The sequence below is a fragment of the Arthrobacter sp. LT660 genome (genome assembly GCF_056172845.1).
Window position 1 is genome coordinate 1,075,831 of sequence record NZ_CM149651.1, and the last position, 16,414, is coordinate 1,092,244.

Sequence of the window (16,414 nt, forward strand, 5' to 3'; positions counted from 1 at the left end):
GTACGGCCAGCCGGGCCCAAGGTCAAAGACCTTCAAGCTTAACTTGAGGGCGTGTCGCTAGGGTTCGAAGTCCTCGGGTTCCACGTCGGCGAGGAACTCGCGGAACTCCCGAAGTTCGGCCTCCTCTCCCTCGCTGGAAGTCCCGTCGTCGCTGACCATCACACCGGCCTCGACGAGCACCTCTTCGGCGCATGTCAGCGGACAGTGGACCCGCAGCGCCATCGCCACGGCGTCGGAGGCCCTCGAATCGACCTCCACGCCGCCGTCGAACACCAACCGCGCGTAGAACACGGTGTCCTGGACGGAGACGAGCCTCGCTTCGACGAGCCGGCGGCCCAGCGACTCGACGACGGAGGCCAGGAGGTCATGCGTCATCGGCCGCGGCGTCTCGATCCCCTGCTGGGCCATGGCGATGGCCGAAGCCTCGGGCGCGCCGATCCAGATCGGCAGGTGCCGCGGCCCGTCGGCCTCCTTGAGCAGGACCAGCGGCTGGTTGGACGGCAGTTCGATGCGAACCCCCACGACTTCGAGTTCCCGCATGCCTCTCCCCTTCCGTGTGGCTAGTGGTCCAGCCGGGCGATCGCTCCGCTGACCAGGGCGCTGTGCAAGGCCAGGCAGGCATCGCTGATTTCGCGAGCCGTCTCTGCCGCGCGTGCCCGCGACGAGACGTCGCGGCGGTTGGTCAGCGGCGCCACGGCGCGTTCGACGAGTCCGAGCTCGCGGTCCGCGGCCACCCGGAAGGCGCGCAGGTGCCGGGGTTCAATCCCGTGGGCAGCCAGTTTGGCGCTCGCGGTGGCGATGCGTGTTGCGTGTTCGTCGAAGCGCTGGTCCTCCTCGACGATGATGCCGTAGGCCAAGAGCTCCCCGATCAACTCGGCGGAGGCCCCCGTCGCCCCCTGAAGTTCCGCCTGGGTCAGCGGACGTCGGCGACCGGCGAGTTCGCCGGCCAGTTGGTCGGTCACGCTGCGCGGGGCAAGCGTGATTCCACCTGGAAGCTGTTCGGGACGGTCCCCGCGGTCGACGGCATCAAGGTAGTCCTTGATGACCTTCAGGGGCAGGTACTGGTCCCGTTGCAGCGCCAGGATGAACCGCAGACGGTCGATGTCCCCGGCGGTATATTTCCGGTAGCCGGCAGCCGTGCGCTGAGGGGTGATCAGCCCCTTCTCCTCCAGAAACCGGATTTTGGACGCGGTCGTCTGCGGAAAGTCGTCGGAAAGTTCCGCCAGGACCTCTCCGATGTTCAATACCGAGGAGCGCGCCGGCGCGCCGCCCGCTTCGGCTGCGCGCCGGGCGTTTGCGGTGGGGGCCACTGGCTTGGCCGTCAGGCTTGCCGTGCGGCGGTCGTCGGGCGGCTTCCGGCGTAGAACGTCAGTCGGAACTTTCCGATCTGGACCTCGGAACCGGTCCGCAGACGGACCGAGTCCACGCGATCGTGGTTGACGTAGGTGCCGTTGAGGCTTCCGGCGTCGACGACTTCGAAACCGCCGTCAAGGCGACGGAACTCGGCGTGCTTGCGGGAGACCGTGACATCGTCGAGGAAGATGTCCGCCTCGGGGTGACGCCCCGCCGTCGTGCTCGCCGAGTCCAACAGGAAACGAGCACCGCGGTTGGGTCCGGAGTGGGCAATCAGGAGCGCCGAACCTTCCGGCAGCGCGGCAACGGCCGTTCGCTCCTCGGGCGCCAGCGGGATGTCCCCGACCGGCCCCTCGGCGAGCGGAGGCATGCTGATATTCGTGGTCTCCGCGACCGATTCCCCGCGGCCGGGCCTTTTGCCGCCCAAGCCGTTTTCCCCTGACATGCGTTGTCCTCCCTGACGTGCTGCTCAAAAACTGCGGTTTCACGGCCCGGCATGCGCCACGGGCACGCGACGAACCATGTTCCGAACCAGCCTAGCCTACCCAGGGGGCGGAATAGTCGGTTGTCAGCCCGCTGATTACGCCCGTCCCCGGTGGCGGGCTCCGAGGCGCCCCCACAGGCGACGGTTCCTCAGCCTTCAATGTTTTTCAAAGTATAGGCACATTCCGTACCGGCCCCGAAGGGCTGCAAAAACGAAGGAGGGGGCCCGGGGAATCTGGCGATTCCCCGGGCCCCCTTCGGCTGGTCGGGCTAGCGGGATTCGAACCCACGACCTCCTGACCCCCAGGTGGTAGGAGTAGGGCTCATAGCCCACCTGACCTGGGGTTTTGTGTTTCAGGAGCGTGCTCTGGGCGTCACGTTTTGCAGGGTTTGCAGGCTGTTGGTCACCTAATTGGTCCACTTGCCGATGTCACCGCATACATGGCCTTCCGGGGAGCCGGTTCCGGTTCAGACCTCCAGTGGGTAGCCGCTCCTGGCTAAGGCGTCATTCCAAGCTCGCCGCGCGTGCTGTGCATACTCACGCTCCACACCTGCCGCGAACGCAATCAACCCGTCGACGTGGTTCACGAACGACAGAACCGACTCAAACCCACGGTGAGAAGCATGCTCTACCAGGCCGAACTTCCCCACGCCGCGAACGTGAACCTGAAGGCGGCGCTTGTACTCGGGTAGAAGCCGGACCCCCTGTGAGTCCACCAGCAGGCCGAGAACGACAGTCCTTGCACCTGGCGGGACCACGTGGGTCTTCTTCTCGTGCAGTACAAAATGTTGGTCCCGTACGATGTTTCGGACCTGGGCGATGAGAGCCGTAGCTTGCTTTCGATCGTAATCTGGGCCAGCTGAAAAGGTGAGATCGTCCGAGTACCTTGTGTAGCCCAACCCTCTTGACGCGGCCAGATCATGGAGCTTCGCGTCAAGATTGCTCGCCACAGTATTCGCTAGGGCACCGCTTGTTGGCGCGCCCTGCGGTAACACGCCTTGGCTGCCTACCACATAGGACGGGATCGCGTTGTACGCCCAGAAGTTCTGATACCCCTCGTACCGGGGGCCGCGAAGTCGAGTGCAAATGCGGGCGATCTCCAAGCTCACGAGCTTCGAATAGCCCAGCCGCAGAAGAAGATCAAATATGCGCTTCTCTTGGATGCTTCCAAAAAAGTCATGGAGGTCAAGCTTCACCAACCAGCGCGCTCCCACATGTTGCTCAGCGCATTGAACAATTGAACGGTCACGCTGATACGCGAAACTGGCGGGGTGCATCGGAACCGACGAGAACACGTTGTGGAGGAGCCAGCGCTGCACGTCCATGAGCACGGGCTCGGGGCTCGATATCTCGCGGATTCCGCCATCTCGCTTCCGCCGGTTGATATCAAGGTACGGGTCCCTGACTCTTCCGACTATTTCACGGAGATACCCATAGGAAACTCCGGTCAGTTGGGCTAGATGTCGCAAGCTCAAGATTGGAGGGACGCCATTTGCAAGCAATCGAGAGCGAACAATGCTCGCACGGGAGACGACCTCCGCAGCGTGTCCCTGCGCGAGGCCCTGTGCGATGTAGAGATGAGGGGAAGCGTCAGCCACTTACTTTGACCCCCGGTCCCGAAGGGTGGGGCGAACGCCTCCCCAGGCTCCGTAGGTAGGTGGCGTTTGCCCCACCACGCGTAGCCTGAGCTCGTCCGGTGAACGCGGTCAGCCGCGTCCTGGAGCCAGTCGACTCCACGAGCCGACACAACGTGCCGGCTGCATCACTAAGCAGACCAGTTCTTCCCCTCATCTCATACTCTCAGGATAGTACGGGGCGTCTGACCCCTCGATGCCCGCGGAGACATGGCGAGGAGCCCGCTTGCCCGTCGTCAGTTCCTTCTTGCCTGTCGAGGTGACGTTGCCCTGGTCATCGACCAGTCCAAGCGAGCGCAGAGCGCGCAGGAGCACGTCGACAGTCGCGACGGGTTTGCCGAGTTCCCGAGCAAGCTCGGAAGCAGAACGAGAACGATCGAGCAGCAAGGCCAACACGAGAAACATCTCGTCAGTGGCAGTCCTCATGTACTTCACACCCAGATTGCTCGACAGCCTGGGCTGGCCGATGCGCGTGGCAACATCCTTGAGGACCACATCCGGCGCATAGCTTCCTAGCTCCGTGAACAGATCGGGGGGCCCTACGTGTCAGGGTTGAGTGAGTCCACCGGTTTATAGCAAGTCCGCCTCGTGGGGCGAGTTGAAGGATCACCAATCTGATGAGTTTGAGTTCCCCGGTCGCGGTCGTCGCGGCCGATGATGGAGTCGTGAGCGCACCCTCGATCCCGGACGGGCCGACGCGTCGGCGTTCGTTCTCGCCGGGCCAGAAGTTGCAGTACCTGTCCGAGTACGAGGTCGCGTGCGAGACGGGTGAGGGCGCGGGATACCTGCGCCGACATGGCCTGTACTCGTCGCTGATCTCGGAGTGGCGCAAGCAGCGCGACGCGGGTCTGCTGGAGGGCAAGAACCCCGGCGAAGCGGTCGGTCGTCCCAGCGCCGCGCAGGCCGAGAACGCCCGGTTGAAGGCGCAACTGCGGAAGGCCGAGGTGGAGTTGTCGATGACGCGGACGGCGTTGGAGATCATGGGAAAAGCGCACGCGCTCTTGGGGCAGATCTCCGAGAGCGCGGACACCGACCCGCGGCGCGGGAAGCGCTCATGAACACCTACGTCGAACTGGCCGCCGCGGACGTGCCGACCCGGCAGGCGGCAGCCCTGACCGGCGTGGCGCGTGCGACCGCGACCCGCGCCGCCTCCCGCGCACGCCGACCGGACCCCGAGCCGCCGTCGGCTCGTCCTGCCCCAGCGAACAAGCTCTCGAGCGTCGAGCGGTCGCTGGTGCTGTCCACGCTCAACAGTGACGAGTTCGTCGACAAGCCGCCGTTGCAGATCTATCCCATCCTGCTCGAGCGCGGCGAATACGTGGGCTCGGTCTCGACCATGTATCGGGTGCTGCGCGAGCACACGCAGGTACGGGAGCGGCGCCGGCTCGCGACCCATCCGCCGCGGAAGGTGCCGGAGCTGATCGCGACCGCCGTCGGGCAGGTCTATACCTGGGACATCACGAAACTCGCCGGCCCTGTCAAAGGCACGTACTACGACGCGTACGTGATGATCGACATCTTCTCCCGCTACATCGTCGGCGCCATCGTGCACGCCTGCGAGGACGGCCTACTCGCCAAGGAGATGATGACCGACGCGTTCGGGATCCACGGCACCCCCGAGGTCGTGCACTCCGACGGCGGCCCCTCGATGACGTCGAAGACCGTCCGCACACTGCTCGCCGATCTCGGCGTGACCGCGTCCCGCTCCCGACCGCACGTGTCCAATGACAACCCCTACTCCGAAGCGCTGTTCAAGACGATGAAGTACCTGCCCGTCTTCCCCGACCGGTTCGTCTCCCTCGCCCACGCACGGCAGTTCCTGGACGAATTCGTGCACGCCTACAACCACCACCACCGGCACACCGGCATCGGCATGCACACGCCCGCCGACGTGCACTACGGGCACGCCGACGCCATCGACCGCGACCGAGACGCCACACTCGAGGCCGCCCGCCGCGCCCACCCCGAACGGTTCACGACGCGACAGACGCGACCGAAGATCCTCGACCGAGACCCGGCCGCGTGGATCAACCAGCCACCAACCGACGAGATCCAACTCGCCGCCTAACACCCACCGGCCTCACTCGCCTTGACAAATTCCGCCGCGCAAGCTATTGTTTCTTCTAGTTAGGAACAAGTTCTGCTCAGCAGATAAATATGCGAAGAGGATGATCAATGCAGATCGTACTGGTGCACGGCGGATGGGTAGGCGGCTGGGCGTGGGACGGCGTCGCCGACGAATTGCGCAGAATGGGGCACGAGGTGATCGCGCCGACGCTGCGCGGTCTCGAAGACGGTGACGTGGACCGCTCCGGCGTCACGATGAGCATGATGGCGCGCGATCTGATCGATCAGGTAAGAGAGCTCACCCAGCTCGACATCGTGCTCGTCGGTCATAGCGGCGGAGGTCCGCTCATCCAACTCGTCGCTGAGGCGATGCCCGAGCGCATCGGCCGGGTCGTCTTCGTCGACGCCTGGGTGCTGCGCGACGGCGAGAGCATTAACGACGTGTTCCCCGATCCGTTGGTCGCAGCGATGAAGGCGCTTGCGAGTCAGTCCGACGACAACACCATGGTCATGCCGCCTGAGCTCTGGGCCGCGATGATGCAGGACATGTCCCCGTTCGAGCAGCAGCAGCTCGCCGCGCTCGAGCCGAGGCTCGTCCCATCGCCGGCAGGCTGGTCCGATGAGCCGATCCGCCTCGACCGGTTCTGGGCGAGCAGCATCCCGTCAAGTTATGTGTTCCTCGCTCAGGACCAGGCCGTTCCCGCTGAGATCTACCAGGCCGCGGCCGGGCGGCTTGATAGTCCGCGCACGATCGAGATCGACGGAAGCCATTTGGTGATGCTCACGCATCCGGAGAGGCTCGCACGGGCCCTCGACGCCGTCATTGCCTAACAGGCCTGGGGAAGCTATGGATTCGATTTCACGCCCAGACGACGTCGCGCCGATCTCGTACACCGAACTGGCGCCGTCGGGTGCGCCTGCTCGGTGGATCGTCCTCGTGCACGGGGGTGGTGTCTCGAAGGAGTGCTATCTCGAGACGCCCGACGGCCGACAGGGCTGGGCGGCACGATTGGTATCGCTTGGCTACGGTGTGCTGGTGGTGGACTGGCTGGGGTTGTCCTATGAGGCGGCCCAACACGTCGATGATCGTGCGGCGTCTGCGCGGCTGGACTATGAGAGCGTGTGCCGAGGGATGGGCGTGTTCCTCTCTGGTCTCGGCCGGAACGTCGTGCTGGTCGTGCACTCGATGGCAGGTCCGATTGGCTTCCGCCTCCTAGAGACGCATGGCGATCTCATCGACGGGCTCGTAGCCGTCGCTCCGGGCCCGCCTGGAAATGTACAGGCGGTGCCCGAGATCGTGAGGGAGTCCGACCAGGAGGTCTCCATCCGTGGAGCGGCCATCGACTGGACCATCCCGAAGATGGGTTTCTGGGAACCCACAAGCGCCTTCGTGAACGACAAGGCCATCGGACCCAGCCGGCGGTTCCCCCGCGAGTGCATCGAGGTGTTCCGCCGCACCCTTCGGCCGATCCCGGCCCGGATGCTTTATCAGCGTCAGAACATCGGTGGGAGCCAAATGAGGATCGGGCCGACCGACGCGTTCACGAACAAGCCGATTCTCGTCTTCACGGGTGGAGCCGATACCGACCACCCCTCGCAGCTGGATCAGGACATCGTGGCCTGGCTCACCGATCAGGGCGCCGCCGTCACCTTCTGGTCGTCCGAACTGCCTCTTCTCGCTGGGAACGGCCACATGCTGATGGTCGAAGACAATAGCGACGAGATCGCTGACGAGATCGCGCGGTGGATCACGGCGCTCTGACTCGCCACCGTATCGTCCCGGCCATTATTTCAGCCGACCCGACGTCCCCAACAGCGGAGGAGAACGCCAGTCGTTTCCTTCGTGTCACTCGAGGGAACGCTGTGCCAGCTCGTTGCCGACTACGACTTGGTCGATCGGGCCCTTGCTCGAACTCCTCATTTCATACGTCTGGCGATGGACTCAAGGGAGATGTTCGCCGACGGCCGCGTGCAACTCCAGGTCATCGGTGGACAGCTGAGGCGTCTGCCACGACGCATCGAGACGATCGGTTCGCAGCTCGAACGGAACGTTCGGGCTGAGCATAAGGATGTTCCGAGACCTCCAGGAACGCGGATGGATCGGTTCGTTGGTCGGGGAGCTGACGACCACCCTGGTTGGCGTGGCGCTTATCGTCGCTGCGGTGCTACTTTCGGTCTCGGGGGGGTGGCCCCCAGCTCGCCCCGACGTCGCACTCCTACCGTTCCTAGGGGCGGGGTGGTCGGCCTCGCGGGCAGGCTCCTCGTGCTGAGGCCGCTGCGCACCTCCTTGATGCGCACCACGCTGATCGCCGGATCCTGGCAAACTATCCCGCGACGCGAATTCGCAGGGGGTGTCGGCGCGACTTTCGATCGACGTACAGTGCCGTCCGTTAACAAACGATCGGTTCGTGCGACCGAACTGTCGAACGCCGACGCCACACTCGAGGCCGCCCGCCGCGCCCACCCCGAACGGTTCACGACGCGACAGACGCGACCGAAGATCCTCGACCGAGACCCGGCCGCGTGGATCAACCAGCCACCAACCGACGAGATCCAACTCGCCGCCTAACACCCACCGGCCTCACTCGCCTTGACAAATTCCGGGACGGTTTCATCACCGCGAGAAAACTCACCGTCCGTGCAGGCGGAACGAACATACGCAGTCACTGAGCGAATGACTCGCTGAACGACGGCATGCACCTTTTGCATCGCCGGCCGCGTGCTCGCCCGAAGGGCAATTTCTTGCGCGAACAAGACTTCCAAGAGGCGCTCAAGATTGTTCCCGTAGTCCTTGTCATCGAGATTCAGTCCCAGGCTCGATTTCAGCCGCTGCCGATCCGTTGCTGTGATTCGATGCTTGCCTGTGGTGGCGTTCATGAACTTCTTTGCCATTGGTCCCATTGTGGGAATGCCAAGCTCTCGGCCGTCCTGCTGGAACGACGAACACCCTGACCCAAGCAGGAAAGCAAGATTCTTTGAGTTGAGCGCGTCCGCAATATCGCGACGTACAGTTGCGATGGTCTCGGATGACTCCGAGTCAACCGTGTTGGTCTTCCCCTTGTAGAACGCAACTGAGCGCTGGGGATCGTTCGTCGTCATCCTGTTTAGTCCCTCAGCCCTTGGACGAGCGTGGGTCGTTCCCACGAGGGATCGTGTCCTGCTCGCGGATAGTGCCCTTGAGTGAGCGCACCTGCAGTTCGCCCCCGCCGTCGTTGCGGAGGATGTCACGAGCTCGATTGATGCCCTCAGCCTGTGTGGGGGTGACGGCGCTCGCTCGGTCGGAGCCGGGTTTGCGTACTTCCCAGTTCCCGTCGTCTCGGCGCTGGACGACGCGCTTGTTCGGTTCAGTCATGGGTCTCTCCTTGTGTGAGTTGGGAGTCTTGTGCATCGTTCTCGTTCTCGTTCTCGGCGCGCGCGCTCAGTCGCGGCAGCAGAGATACAACTTTCTTGCTCTCGGGTAGCGAGTGGTCAGCATCAGCCTGATCCGGTTCTGGGGCATGAGGGGTGCGTGCTGTGACGAGGCGGAAGAGTTCTGCCGGTACACGGCATTGCTCGATGAGGCTGAGTTCTTCGATGCCTTCGTTTTCAAGTAGCTCGATCGCTCGTGGCAGCAGGGATGGCTGTTCGATAGCCGTGATGAGGCCGGGTTCGTTGCGTCGCCAGCCTCGCGTGGACAGGGTGACCATCGCATTGCGATAGGAGACGTCGCCGAGTCGTCCGAGGCGCCGTGCCCGGTAGAGGAGCGCCTGGATGCTCACTCCCCACTGTTCTTTGAGTTTGGCGAGGGTGACCCAAGCGCTCCGGTTCATTGCCGTTGGTAACAGGTCGGCTATCTCGGCTTCTGGCATCAGCAGCTCTGAGGCGAACCTGTGAGCCTGTTCCTCAACGATTCGTCCGCCGGGTTCTGCGTCGCTGTGCATAATGAGGTGGCCCAGCTCGTGGGCGACGTCGAAACGCTGTCGGTAGTAGTCGCGCTTCACGGGGTTGAGGATCACTACCGGACGCAGGTGGCTGTCGAAGGAGTAGGCGTCTACTGAGGCAGTCTGGTTCGGGCTGAAGACAACGAGGACTCCGTGGTTCTCCAAGGCGCGCACCAGGTGCCCGGCTGGTCCTGTACCGAGCGCCCATGCATCGCGTAGCTCCTGCGCGGCCCGCTCGGGACCGTCGCCTTCAAGGTCATCCAGTTCGACAGGCATGGATGGCAGGTCGACGTCTGGTAGCTCGACGTGACGCTCTAGGGATTCGGCGATGTCGAGGGCGATCTGTCCGTAGGCGAAGGCTTGGTCGCGTGCGAGCTGGCTCGTTGATCGCAGCGACCGGAAGTGTGGGAGGGCGCTGGCCTTGGCGACATCATTCGGGCGTGCGGCGAAGAACCCTGGATCGACTGAGAGTCCAAGAGCGAGCTGGGCGACGGTGGAGGGAGTCGGCGTTTTTGCGCCTGTCTCCCATGCCGATACTGCGGTTGGGCTTTTCTTGATCAGTGCCGCAAGATCGCTCTTGCGAAGCCCTGCCAGGTGACGCGCCATGGTCAGGCGCGCACCGTCGAAGAAGGCTGCTGCGGTCGCTGTCCGGTCGGTTCTGTTCACTGACCAACCTGTCCGTGGTTTGGCTGCTCAGCCGCCGGACGGCGGAGCTTGACCGGGGCGTCAGGCGTCGTGTCGGGACTGACAGGCATGGGCGCGCTCGGACGCAGGCGTCCACCATCCGCCGGAGGTGTCTGCAGAAGGTCGTGCTTCCAGTACCAGGCGGAGCCACCCCCGGAGTTCAGGCGAGGCTGGCCGATAACAAGTTCGCGACCGCCGCGCTCGGCATCCAGGGAGTGCCCTACGACCAGGGTGTGCAGGTCGAGCTTCGAGCCAGCCATCAGGGTTGCCAGGCCAGCCTGTTCGTCGCTTGTGAAGTGGTCGAACAACGTCGGCGGGTCAGGTTCGTCCGTCGGCTGCTGCGCGACGCGCTGCTTCGTGGTGCTCTTTTGCGGCCACGGCACCTCATCAAGTTTGCCGAACGCAGACGAGGCGAGGAGCCAACGAGTTCCCTCGTGCGACCAACCAGGACTTCCGCTGAGATCAGCGCGCCCAACGAGCTCAGGATCAAGTGCGGGAAGGGTCGTGATGTCGCGCTCGGTCAGTTCCGCGTGGAGAAGGTCGAGGCTCGTCTGCCCGTCCGTTCCTTCCGCGACGGCGTAGCGGCGGCATGAAAACACGCGATCGAGGCGATCGCGGAAGAGAGTGAACCGAGTCACGCCGACCCACGTCGCGTCGTGGCCCGCGGCCTCCGAATAGTCTTCCAGCACACGGTCCGCAGCCGACAGGAAGGCCCAGCGGATGCCCGCCAGCACACCAGCACGATCCAGCGCGCCTACCAGGTCATCTCGTTCACTCATATGACGAGAGTACACCCGGAGGTAGTAAATTACGCATCAAAGCAAACCGCGTGTCGTGCCGAGTGCCCAAAACTGTTCACCTTTGCCTTCTCCCCACACCATCCTGGGGCGACGAGCCGCTCGTCTTCCCTGTGGGCGGGCCGAACGCCACCTCTTCCAGGCCGCCTCGGGTACACTTATTGCGACTGCTTCGATTGTTTCGATTAGGAGGATGGGCTGATGAGCGACATCGCGACGCTGGTTCCTGAGCCGGCCGACACTGAGCTGGCGGTATCTGCTCTGCGCGGGCTCGACGCAGTGCTCGGCGCTGAGGGTCCGGTGCGATTGCATCTGGCTGGGCAGGTCGGCGATGTGGAGGTGCCCCGGTCTGCGCTGGCCGCACTGGCGCAGGTACTCGACAGCTTTGCGCACGGCGAGGGCGTGACCGTTCTTCCCTCGCAGGCAGAGCTGACGACCCAGCAAGCTGCCGATGCGCTGCGTGTATCGCGACCGTTCCTGATTGGGCTGCTCGACGACGGACAGATCGAGTACCGCACGGTAGGTACGCACCGTCGTGTCAAGGCGGCGTCGCTGATCCGCTACCTGCGTGAAGACGACGAGCGCCGCCAGTCTGCTGCTGACGCGCTGACCGCGGAGACCCGCGAGCTCGGATTCGCCTGATGCAGGTCGTCGTCTACGACGCCAACGTGCTCTACCCCTCCACCCTGCGGGATGTACTGATCCGGGCAGGGCTCGCAGGCCTGGTGCGGCCGAAGTGGACGGAGCAGATTCTCGATGAGGTGTTCCGAAACCTGCGCGTGAACCGCTCTGACCTCGACCCCACGCGACTGGATCGCACTCGCCGCCTGATGAATGAGGCGATCCGTGACGTAACGGTCACCGGCTACGAGCACCTGATCGACCAGCTCGATCTTCCCGATGCCGACGACCGGCATGTCCTGGCCGCTGCAATCCACGCTGGCGCTCAAGTGATCGTCACCCACAACCTCCGCGACTTCCCCGCCGACCGGTTGAGCTCGTGGGATGTGGAAGCGCAGCATCCCGACGGCTTCCTCACCGGTCTGTTTCAGGACCACCCGGACGCCCTCGGCAGGATCGTCGCCGCTATCACAGCGGTGTGGGGCGGCGAGACCAACTACGGGGATGTCCTTGACAGTCTCTCCATCGATGCGCCGGGCACCGCTGATCTCTTGCGCGAAACGTTTGGTGATCGCGGGTAGATCCCGGCCCGCCAGCGTCAATACCTTCACGCGACGCGAAGGTATTGACCGCTCCCAAAGAAGACAATCCTCGGTTCCGAGCAGGGGGCTGACGGCTGCGAGCGCACGGTCACGAGTGGAACTCGACGGATTCATGCGTCTCCACACGATCGATCTGAGACCCGCTCCGTCGGGCGGCAGCCTCTTGGATGCGGGCACGGATCAGGAGGATCAGGCTGACCGGCCCAATGATGGTCAGCTTCATCGCGTTCCAGATGAACAGGATGACCAGGAGGTGGAGCCATCCGGGGCCACCGTCTTCGATGAGTTCGCGGCACACGGCTGCGGCGAGGAGGTATGGGATGGCGAGGAGCATCGCAGGGATGCCCCACTTGAGGCCGCGCCGGGTGCGGATCGCGTCGAGGAGCCGGCTGGTTGGCATGTAGCGGCGCAAGTAGGTGCGGGTATGGACGCTGAGGGTCCAGAGGAGTCGGAGCATGGCGGAGTCCTGTCGTGGTCTCGGCGACAAGAACCTTGAAGGACTCACCCGCGAAGGTGGAGCCATACTGTCGCGACGAGCGACAGCGCATATTTAGAGGCCGCCTCGCCTTCCACTCTACGACGGACCCCGGACAGCCGGAAGGCCCCGCCGATCAGAGCGTGCGGCCTGTGCTCTCGCGCTCGGTCGTCCGACGCCCACGTTCCGGCTTCGGCTTTGTGATGCATTGTGCCTGCGCGAGTGCAGCTTGTGCACGCGCCTGGTCGATCCTCTGCGCCACCGACTCAGCAGAGACTGTGCCGAGTGGTGTCGCAGTGGTGATGGCGTATCGGTCGCGGTAGGCGGCAACCACTCTGGCCTGCTGCCTCCACACTCTCTCAGCGCGTGGATCTTTCGGGATCGGCCCGAGCGCTCGCACCCACGGCTGTCTGCCGTGGAAGGCAGCGTCGAGAATCGCATCTGCTCTGGTCTCGATGAGATCGCGTCGCTCGTCGAGGGCCTGCCGCATCTCCGGAGCCATCTGACCGTTTGCTTCGGGGATGAGGCCGGCGATCAACCGTGGAGCCTTACGGACTCGGCCAGACCCAGCAGGCCGCGCGCTGGCTCGTTCGATCCGGTGGTGGAGGACGGATGCGAGGTCATCGGCGTCGCCGAGCGGCCTGGCGTTGACGAGGCGCGGAAGCAGAGCGTCAACGTCGTGGTGGTTGGCTTCGGCGCGGCGAAGTTCAGCGGAGAGCGCACCGTAAGCGTCGGAGTTCACGATGTCGTCGACCTGCTCGTCGCTGAGGCCGGATGTGCGCATGAGCCTCGCCCAGCGGTCGTGTTGTGCTGCTTGGGCGATGGTTTCGTACTCGGCTGCGAGCTGCGCGATCGACCCCCACCGCTCCTGCTCGGCGGTGATGGCTTCGTGGGCGGAGGGTTCGGCTCCGACGTGTTGCAGGACTCCGTAGAGCACGGACCTCGCGGTGGCGTCGGTGTTGTCGCTGGGGTGCGGGTGGTGATGGTCGTGGTCGGGCTGGTCGGTGACGACGTAGGCGTGGTTGGCGTGGCGTCCGCGGGTCATGGCGACGTAGAAGTTCTCCCGCGTCGTCGTCACCGTCACCACGGTGTGGGCGGTGTCGGTGGTGACGCCTTGCGCCCTATGAGCGGTGACAGCGTAACCAAGATCAACGAATTCTGAGACGTAGGCGGCGGGCAGGATGATCGCTCCGCCGAACCGCTTACCGTGGGGTCGGATGGTGATGGAGCCGTCGTCACGGACGTTGGTGATCTGCCACCGGTCGCCGTTGCGAACCCAAGTGTGCCGGTTCCGCAGGCGCCGGTCATTGCGGCGGGTGATGATCGTGTCTCCGGCTGAGGCAGTGCTGCCGTCGTGCAGCTCGATCTCCTTTATCGGGGTGATGGTGCCGTCGATGATGAGGTCGGCGCGAGCCCGGTTGTTCAGGGCAGTGACATTCTCGTTCGTCTCTGCGATCAGGATCGACGCACGGCCTGCCTGGGTGTCGGCACGCCACGCGGCATAGGCGGCATCGGTCGAGGTGTCGGTGTCTCCGTCGTGGATGCGCTGGTGGGTGAGGTAGGTGTCGATGATCTCGGTGCGGCCGTGACGCAAGGACAGCGAGGCGGTCTTCTCCCACTCGTTCGTGAACCGGTGAATATCGACCAACTCGGGCGCATCGTCACGATCAGAGACCAGGAGGCTGAACGCGCCACCGGCATCAACGGATTGGAGCTGCGCGTAATCGCCGACCAGCAGCACCTTCGCCCCCGCCTGATCCGCGGCGTGCGTGATGCGATCGAGGGAGATCGTTCCGGCGAGTGAGGCTTCGTCCACGATGACGAGCTGCCCGGCGGTGAAGGTGGTGCCGTGGAGGGTGTGGTTGCTCCACCACTTCGCCGTGTTCTCCGTTGTGATCCCGAGGTCTTCGGCCAGCACCGCAGCAGCGACAGCGGAGGGTGCGAGGCCGACGACAGAACCCCTGCCGTGTTCGGCCTCCCATGCTTGCCGTAGCGCGGACATGGCGGTGGTCTTCCCCGCCCCAGCAGCGCCGACGAGAACGTCAATCTGGCGGCCGGAGACGGCGACAGCGGTGAGCGCCGCGGCCTGGTCATCGCTGAGCATCCTCCCCTGCCGATCAGGCCGGTTGGTGATCTTCTCCACCGTCTCCAACGCCACAGTCGGTGCAGTGGTGGCGCGGGAGCGTTCCAAGAGGCGGTCTTCTGCTTCGAGGATAGTTTTTGATGAGTAAACGTTGGCGTGCGCTGGCCTAAACCTGCTCGACCCATCCGCCCGCCGAAACAGCACCGGACTCGACGCCAGATCCAGCGGCGACAACCGCAGAGAAGCTTGTTCAGCGGCGTCGGCGACCATGCCGGTGATCGCCTCCCGATCCTGCATCGAGGCGAACCGCCACCCCATCAACTGCCGAGACGCCTCCGCGTGCAGATTCCACCGCTGCCACGTCGAACGCTTCTCACCGACCGTCTCCATCACCGCCTGCCCGATCTCGCCGATCAGATCGAGCGGTACATCGTCGGCACGCAGCACCAGCACGGGCGGATTCGCGGTGAGAGCACGAGCCCAGGCGGTTGCATCCTGTCCGAGGACCCGCCCCGCGCGGTCACGCCAATCGGCGGTGAGCTCGGCCAGAGAGTGGATCTCTTTCTCGGGGCGAGTGGCAAGAGTTGCTTGGGCTCGGAGCTTCAGGACGGTCCTGGCGGTGGGTTGCTTGCCGTGCTGGGCGACGTACTCGGCGATGAGGCGTTCCTTCTCCGCCTCAATGTGTCGGGTTCGGGTGGAGAACTCGTCCATCAGCTCTTGCGGAACTCCTGTGATCTCCCACCCGGGGCTCCGGTCGCGTCCGCGGTCTCGGGCTTCCCAGGTCAGGCCGAGGACGCGGGTGAGCTGGTCGGCGAGGACCGCGTTGTACATCTCCGAGATCGCCACCACCGCCTGATGCATCGGCCGCCCTGCCAGCGTCCGCCACTTCCCGTCCTGCACAGTGAAGACCTTGTTGCTCACCACGACATGGGTATGCAACTGCGGATCACCAGCCCGCGAGTCGTAGTGATCAAACGCTGCGGCGGCGACGCCTGCGACATCGACGTGTGCAACCGCTCCGTCGGGTCCGGTTGCGCCCACCCTGGTCGATGCAACCTCACGCTCCATAAACGCAACCAACTCCGCAACCGCCGCGTGATGAGCGTCTGCGATCAGCGCCTGCGTGCCCGCATCGGCGACAGCCCAGAGCGTTGAGACGGACTTCGGCACGCTGAACGTGTAATCAAACCCCGCCACCGCACGCCGCGTGCCACGCTCGGCCTCTTCGGCTTCGATCTGGACGATCTGCTCCGCCCGTGTGGACGGCCCCAGATCAGTAGGCAAGGCGTTGGTTCGGGCTTCGATGCGCTCGGTGACCGACGCGAACTGCTGATACGCCCGCCCCAACGGAGCCTTCGTGATGGGGTCGTGGCCCATCCCGATCAGAAGCTGAAGCTGCGCCTCACTCACCTGGGCACCGTCGGTGAGCTCCCCGTTCCCAAGCGTCGAGAGTCCGGCGCCGAGCCAGTGACCGGGCGGGTTCCCGGCCTCAGCGTAATACCGCGTCAACGGCGTCGAGAGGGAACGATCGCCATCACCGGCAGCGACGGATCGCAGGAGGTATTTGTAACCGTCGCCGGCGGACATGACACGCATCGAGACCGTCACCCGGCACCTCCTTCTGGACAAGAGGTGAGCGTCCGATGACCGCCAGCGATCGCGGCGCTCGCGGGGCGGCGCGCCTCTTCTGAAAG

17 protein-coding genes and 1 tRNA gene are annotated in these 16,414 nt (G+C 64.5%); 6 read left to right on the top strand and 12 right to left on the bottom strand.

The genetic code is table 11. From position 1 onward, the window contains the following. Window positions 1-57 precede the first annotated feature (57 nt). The 6 genes from AC0QSG_RS04935 to AC0QSG_RS04960 form a co-directional block, all read right to left on the bottom strand. Window positions 58-540, bottom strand: coding sequence for a bifunctional nuclease family protein (locus tag AC0QSG_RS04935; protein ID WP_435728461.1), 483 nt, complete (start codon window positions 538-540; stop codon window positions 58-60). 20 nt (window positions 541-560) lie between these two features. After that, the gene (gene ftsR, locus AC0QSG_RS04940) at window positions 561-1,244 is read right to left on the bottom strand and encodes a transcriptional regulator FtsR (RefSeq protein WP_435728497.1); all 684 of its coding nucleotides are present in this window, start codon (window positions 1,242-1,244) and stop codon (window positions 561-563) included. 77 nt (window positions 1,245-1,321) lie between these two features. Then, the gene (locus AC0QSG_RS04945) at window positions 1,322-1,798 is read right to left on the bottom strand and encodes an FHA domain-containing protein (RefSeq protein ID WP_475376848.1); all 477 of its coding nucleotides are present in this window, start codon (window positions 1,796-1,798) and stop codon (window positions 1,322-1,324) included. A 300-nt stretch (window positions 1,799-2,098) separates the two neighbouring features. Further along, window positions 2,099-2,169 (bottom strand) — tRNA-OTHER (locus AC0QSG_RS04950). 135 nt (window positions 2,170-2,304) lie between these two features. Beyond that, on the bottom strand, window positions 2,305-3,162 hold the full coding sequence (locus tag AC0QSG_RS04955) for a reverse transcriptase family protein (protein ID WP_245610974.1): 858 nt from the start codon (window positions 3,160-3,162) through the stop codon (window positions 2,305-2,307). Between the two features lie 462 nt (window positions 3,163-3,624). Further along, window positions 3,625-3,966 carry an ArsR family transcriptional regulator gene (locus tag AC0QSG_RS04960; RefSeq protein ID WP_045247706.1) on the bottom strand — a complete coding sequence of 114 codons (342 nt, stop codon included), beginning with the start codon at window positions 3,964-3,966 and terminating at the stop codon, window positions 3,625-3,627. 122 nt (window positions 3,967-4,088) lie between these two features. Here AC0QSG_RS04960 and AC0QSG_RS04965 point away from each other — a divergent pair. The 4 genes from AC0QSG_RS04965 (at window position 4,089) to AC0QSG_RS04980 (ending at window position 8,107) form a co-directional block, all read left to right on the top strand. Further along, a protein-coding gene (locus AC0QSG_RS04965) for an IS3 family transposase (protein WP_223309011.1) occupies window positions 4,089-5,539 on the top strand; the annotation gives its coding sequence in 2 pieces (ribosomal slippage) (window positions 4,089-4,464 and window positions 4,464-5,539; 1,452 coding nt in all). 107 nt (window positions 5,540-5,646) lie between these two features. Further along, window positions 5,647-6,369, top strand: coding sequence for an alpha/beta fold hydrolase (locus AC0QSG_RS04970; RefSeq protein ID WP_251448496.1), 723 nt, complete (start codon window positions 5,647-5,649; stop codon window positions 6,367-6,369). A gap of 16 nt (window positions 6,370-6,385) precedes the next feature. Continuing rightward, window positions 6,386-7,300, top strand: coding sequence for an alpha/beta fold hydrolase (locus AC0QSG_RS04975; RefSeq protein WP_475376849.1), 915 nt, complete (start codon window positions 6,386-6,388; stop codon window positions 7,298-7,300). Window positions 7,301-7,774: 474 nt separating this feature from the next. Next, window positions 7,775-8,107 (top strand): hypothetical protein, encoded by a 333-nt coding sequence (locus AC0QSG_RS04980; protein WP_475376850.1) that lies wholly within the window; start codon window positions 7,775-7,777, stop codon window positions 8,105-8,107. Here the strand turns inward: AC0QSG_RS04980 and AC0QSG_RS04985 are convergent. From AC0QSG_RS04985 to AC0QSG_RS05000, 4 genes are read right to left on the bottom strand one after another with little or no spacing between them, the layout of a single operon-like run. Further along, window positions 8,104-8,637, bottom strand: a complete 534-nt coding sequence (locus tag AC0QSG_RS04985; protein ID WP_475376851.1) for a hypothetical protein — start codon at window positions 8,635-8,637, stop codon at window positions 8,104-8,106. The genes AC0QSG_RS04980 and AC0QSG_RS04985 overlap by 4 nt on opposite strands. Window positions 8,638-8,650: 13 nt before the next feature. Continuing rightward, window positions 8,651-8,890, bottom strand: a complete 240-nt coding sequence (locus tag AC0QSG_RS04990; protein ID WP_045247703.1) for a DUF2188 domain-containing protein — start codon at window positions 8,888-8,890, stop codon at window positions 8,651-8,653. Continuing rightward, entirely contained in the window at window positions 8,883-10,124 is a 1,242-nt protein-coding gene (locus AC0QSG_RS04995; RefSeq protein ID WP_048809061.1) for a helix-turn-helix domain-containing protein, read from the bottom strand. Before AC0QSG_RS04995 ends, AC0QSG_RS04990 begins: the two co-directional genes overlap by 8 nt. Continuing rightward, window positions 10,121-10,921, bottom strand: a complete 801-nt coding sequence (locus tag AC0QSG_RS05000) for a hypothetical protein (protein WP_045247702.1) — start codon at window positions 10,919-10,921, stop codon at window positions 10,121-10,123. The genes AC0QSG_RS04995 and AC0QSG_RS05000 overlap by 4 nt, the downstream gene beginning before the upstream one ends. A 219-nt stretch (window positions 10,922-11,140) precedes the next feature. Between AC0QSG_RS05000 and AC0QSG_RS05005 the strand changes: the two genes are divergently transcribed. Beyond that, the gene (locus AC0QSG_RS05005; protein WP_045247701.1) at window positions 11,141-11,581 is read left to right on the top strand and encodes a helix-turn-helix domain-containing protein; all 441 of its coding nucleotides are present in this window, start codon (window positions 11,141-11,143) and stop codon (window positions 11,579-11,581) included. Beyond that, a complete protein-coding gene (locus AC0QSG_RS05010; RefSeq protein WP_045247700.1) occupies window positions 11,581-12,141 on the top strand; it encodes a PIN domain-containing protein in 561 nt (186 codons plus the stop codon). The genes AC0QSG_RS05005 and AC0QSG_RS05010 overlap by 1 nt, the downstream gene beginning before the upstream one ends. 109 nt (window positions 12,142-12,250) lie before the next feature. Here AC0QSG_RS05010 and AC0QSG_RS05015 read toward each other — a convergent pair whose 3' ends face one another. Next, window positions 12,251-12,619 (bottom strand): hypothetical protein, encoded by a 369-nt coding sequence (locus AC0QSG_RS05015; RefSeq protein WP_045247699.1) that lies wholly within the window; start codon window positions 12,617-12,619, stop codon window positions 12,251-12,253. A gap of 154 nt (window positions 12,620-12,773) precedes the next feature. Further along, window positions 12,774-16,316: a MobF family relaxase gene (gene mobF, locus AC0QSG_RS05020; protein ID WP_045247720.1), complete on the bottom strand. Its 3,543-nt coding sequence runs from the start codon at window positions 16,314-16,316 to the stop codon at window positions 12,774-12,776. Between the last annotated feature and the right edge of the window lie 98 nt (window positions 16,317-16,414).

Excerpts from the sequence above, each read along its gene's own strand:
- AC0QSG_RS04935 (WP_435728461.1), bottom strand. The coding sequence starts at position 540 with ATGCGGGAACTCGAAGTCGTGGGGGTTCGCATCGAACTGCCGTCCAAC.
- AC0QSG_RS04945 (WP_475376848.1), bottom strand. The coding sequence starts at position 1,798 with ATGTCAGGGGAAAACGGCTTGGGCGGCAAAAGGCCCGGCCGCGGGGAA.
- AC0QSG_RS04955 (WP_245610974.1), bottom strand. The coding sequence starts at position 3,162 with ATGGACGTGCAGCGCTGGCTCCTCCACAACGTGTTCTCGTCGGTTCCG.
- AC0QSG_RS04970 (WP_251448496.1), top strand. The coding sequence starts at position 5,647 with ATGCAGATCGTACTGGTGCACGGCGGATGGGTAGGCGGCTGGGCGTGG.
- AC0QSG_RS04975 (WP_475376849.1), top strand. The coding sequence starts at position 6,386 with ATGGATTCGATTTCACGCCCAGACGACGTCGCGCCGATCTCGTACACC.
- AC0QSG_RS04985 (WP_475376851.1), bottom strand. The coding sequence starts at position 8,637 with ATGACGACGAACGATCCCCAGCGCTCAGTTGCGTTCTACAAGGGGAAG.
- AC0QSG_RS04990 (WP_045247703.1), bottom strand. The coding sequence starts at position 8,890 with ATGACTGAACCGAACAAGCGCGTCGTCCAGCGCCGAGACGACGGGAAC.
- AC0QSG_RS05000 (WP_045247702.1), bottom strand. The coding sequence starts at position 10,921 with ATGAGTGAACGAGATGACCTGGTAGGCGCGCTGGATCGTGCTGGTGTG.
- AC0QSG_RS05005 (WP_045247701.1), top strand. The coding sequence starts at position 11,141 with ATGAGCGACATCGCGACGCTGGTTCCTGAGCCGGCCGACACTGAGCTG.
- AC0QSG_RS05010 (WP_045247700.1), top strand. The coding sequence starts at position 11,581 with ATGCAGGTCGTCGTCTACGACGCCAACGTGCTCTACCCCTCCACCCTG.
- AC0QSG_RS05015 (WP_045247699.1), bottom strand. The coding sequence starts at position 12,619 with ATGCTCCGACTCCTCTGGACCCTCAGCGTCCATACCCGCACCTACTTG.
- mobF (WP_045247720.1), bottom strand. The coding sequence starts at position 16,316 with ATGCGTGTCATGTCCGCCGGCGACGGTTACAAATACCTCCTGCGATCC.